The 1003-nt window shown below is 60.7% G+C and carries 1 protein-coding gene and 1 pseudogene; both read left to right on the top strand.

All coding sequences use genetic code 11. The annotated features are described in order from the left end of the window. Window positions 1-254: 254 nt before the first annotated feature. Complete coding sequence (locus EN991_RS37695; RefSeq protein WP_063167769.1) at window positions 255-803, top strand: ubiquinol-cytochrome C chaperone family protein; 549 nt, start codon at window positions 255-257, stop codon at window positions 801-803. Next, a pseudogene (locus tag EN991_RS37690) lies at window positions 800-1003 on the top strand (DUF177 domain-containing protein); the annotation flags it as partial. The gene EN991_RS37695 and the pseudogene EN991_RS37690, both read left to right, overlap by 4 nt.

Raw genomic sequence — 1003 nt, 5'->3', positions numbered from 1 at the left:
TGCGTCAGCGTCTCACTCGGGCTGAGGTCGCCGATCATCTTGGAGGTGTGGCAGGCCGATAGTGCCGAAACGATCATCAGCAGCGAGATCGCGCCGGCGGGCCTGGACGAGAAGGTCGACTTGAAATTCAGCGCGCGCAACAACAACTCCATTAGCTGGCCGCAACTTGCGCTGGGCCGCGAAACCGGTAAACCAGCTTGCTTGCCGATGCAACAAGCCCACTTCAACAAACGGTCCCCAGGAGACCATCCCCAATGTTCCAGCGCTTTTTTGGCCGCGAACGCTACGCCAACCGCGCTATCACCGAGGCGCTTTACGCACAAATCGTGGCGGCGGCGCGGCAGACGGTGTTTTATTCCCACTGGAATGTGCCAGACACGCCGCTTGGCCGTTTCGAGATGCTGTCGCTGCACATGTTCCTGTTCCAGCACAGGTTGCGCGGTGAGAGCGGTGCGGCGCAAGAGGTCGCCCAGGTGCTGATCGACGAGTTCTTCCTCGACGTCGACCATTCGTTGCGGGAATTGGGCATTGGCGACGTTGGCGTGCCCAAACGCATGAAAAAGCTGGCAAAGATGTTTTATGGCCGAACCGCTGCCTATGACGATGCCCTGGAAAGAAACGACCATGAAGCGCTGACCGCGGCTCTTGCCCGCAATGTCCGGCCCGACGCGGGCGCCTGGCTGGAGGCATCGCTGCTGGCCAACTATGTTACCGACGCGCGCAATCATCTGGCCGCGCAGACATCCGAATCGATTGTCTCCGGCACGCTGACCTTTCCCGCCGCCAAGGAGGTTGAACAATGAAGCATGTGGACCCGCAAAGCCCGGTCTCCTTCCGTGCAAACATCACGCGCCTGCCGCAAAAGGGCCTGCCGCTGGTTATCGAAGCCGATGCCGCACAGCGTGCGGCACTGGCCGAGGAGCACGGGTTGATTTCGGTCGAATCCTATCGCGCCGAGCTTCTGGTCGCGTCGTGGAAGCGCAATGGCGTGAAGATAAGCGGT

Source organism: Mesorhizobium sp. M7A.F.Ca.US.005.03.2.1, assembly GCF_003997795.1.
Taxonomy (GTDB): Bacteria; Pseudomonadota; Alphaproteobacteria; order Rhizobiales; family Rhizobiaceae; genus Mesorhizobium; species Mesorhizobium ciceri.
The sequence above is the reverse complement of the archived record's forward strand: the minus strand, read 5'-3'. Positions and strand labels throughout refer to the sequence as shown.